Origin of the sequence: Bradyrhizobium lablabi, assembly GCF_001440475.1 — a bacterium.
Lineage (GTDB): Bacteria > Pseudomonadota > Alphaproteobacteria > Rhizobiales > Xanthobacteraceae > Bradyrhizobium > Bradyrhizobium lablabi.
This window is the reverse complement of sequence record NZ_LLYB01000010.1, coordinates 1-1935: the sequence shown is the minus strand read 5'-3', so window position 1 is coordinate 1935 and position 1935 is coordinate 1. Positions and strand designations below refer to the sequence as shown.

Genomic DNA, 1935 nt, shown 5'->3' with positions numbered 1-1935 from the left:
TTGTCACTCTCGCTGCCACCGTCCTATGGCTGCGATAAGTGTCCACACCACTAGGCGTCAGACATACTGAACCAATTTGAGGTAATCGTCTGTGAGGACAGGTGAGCGGATGGAAGAAGCTGCGTCTTGAAGAAAGGTATTCAGAGTCCGGCTAGCGTTAGTGCGGCGTTCGAAAGACGGCCGTGCCGGCGCGCGAGTACGGAGAGTTGCTAATTCGGAACTGACTAGGTCAGCCGCGGCTGCGGCACAATCTGAGGCGGAGAAGCAACCAGAAGACATGACAGCTTTTGCCAGTCCTAGTGTGGTGAGCCAACCTGCATAGATTAGCACGGCGCCGTCTGTCTCATTGAGCCCAGAGAGTTCCTCAATTGCAGCAGCATGGACTGGCGCCGCACCAAGAGACAGAAAGAGATCGGCTATTTCGTCACGTGTGGCTCTAGAGAGAAGGCAGCGGCCGAGATGCGATAGGAGGGTCTCAGTCGGACCCTCGAAGATGCGGAGAATGCGAGCGTCTCGATAGATTTTGGCTACAGGCGTTCTCTCATCGTAACCACGGCCACCTAATAGTTGGACACATTGATCAGCGACGAGGCCGCACCACTCTGACGACAAAACCTTCGTTGCCGACGCAAGGTGGACGTTCGGCGCGCCCTGCGCTGAGACAAGTCGGCAGGATGCGCCCAGCATTGCCTTCACCACTTCCCGCCGGAGTACCATCTGTTCAAATAACTGCTCGATATAGCTGTTCTCAATCATGCGCAGCTTACCTAGTCGACGATGGCTTGCATATGAGGCTGCAACCTGGATAGCGCGCTCAAGGGCTCCAAGACCCATAGCAGCCACACCGATACGCCCGCGGTTCATACTAGATGCTGCTGCTCCCCAGCCGTCTTGATCGCGAGAGAGCACGTAGGCACTCGGCACCTCGACATCCTGGAACTCTAGAGTATTTTGAATAATGCCACGTAGGCCGAGGGTGCGATGCTCGTGCGTGACTTTTAGGCCCGGAGCCTGCCTATCAACTAGCACACAAACGAACCGACCTTTTGCATCGGGACCGGAGGCTCGCGCAAAGCAAACGATCCAACGAGCCCAGTCAGCGAGGCCGATCCAAATTTTGTGGCCCGAGATGCGAACTCTATCTTCGTGCATGAAAGCCGAAGCCTGTATATGCCGCGGGGCAGAGCCAGCTCCAGGCTCCGTCAAAGCGAAAGCGCAAAGTTCGCCGCGTGTTGCACCCCACATGACATGCCTTTGTTCAGGGATGTGCGGTGCCGCTTCGATGCAGGGCAAGGCCAGGAAGTTATGGATGACGAGGGTAGAAGCAGCCGAGACATCGAAGGACGCAGTGGCGGAGATGAGGTCGATGGCCTCTTGCAAGCGAAGAGCTAATCCGCCGTGCTCTGCTGGTGTAGTGAGCCCGAACAGTCCATGCCTTGCTAATGTGCTGTGTAGGGTCGGAGGGAATGCTCGACGGTCATCCGCGTCTGCGAAATTCAAATGACCCAGGTCATCGATCAAACTGGAATATAGAGTAGGTGCACCCCCTTCAGCTGTGCGTTCCTGCGCCTCCCCAAACAGGGAGTAGACTTGACTGTTCATAGCCCCTCGAATTGTCTGGACAATATAAGGGCATAATGATTGCGCCCGCGCTTCGTGCCAATCATCCCGGTGGCTAGCTCGAGTACACATTGGTATACGCGGACGCCAGCGTGTTACAAGCAGGTTGCGCCTCATCGGGATTTATCGCGAGCGCTGCGCGGGCTCACATCAAATGCATCTTGTTTATATGACCTCTCAGAGGCGAACTCTCGTTGTCGTCAGTGATCTCCATTCTCGTCAAGAATCACGCAGAGTGTTTGAGTGGTGATTCGTCCCAAAGACCTGACCTGCCACTGCGTATTTCCTCCAGAAGGAGTTAGAGTCCGGCCCGAA

General features: G+C 55.7%; 1 protein-coding gene. It reads right to left on the bottom strand.

All coding sequences use genetic code 11. The annotated features are described in order from the left end of the window. Positions 1-57 precede the first annotated feature (57 nt). Entirely contained in the window at positions 58-1602 is a 1545-nt protein-coding gene (locus tag CQ14_RS00055; RefSeq protein ID WP_057855931.1) for an acyl-CoA dehydrogenase family protein, read from the bottom strand. Positions 1603-1935 lie beyond the last annotated feature (333 nt).

Bases quoted from the DNA above. Each gene is read 5' to 3' on its own strand.
- CQ14_RS00055 (WP_057855931.1), bottom strand. From the start codon at position 1,602: ATGAACAGTCAAGTCTACTCCCTGTTTGGGGAGGCGCAGGAACGCACA.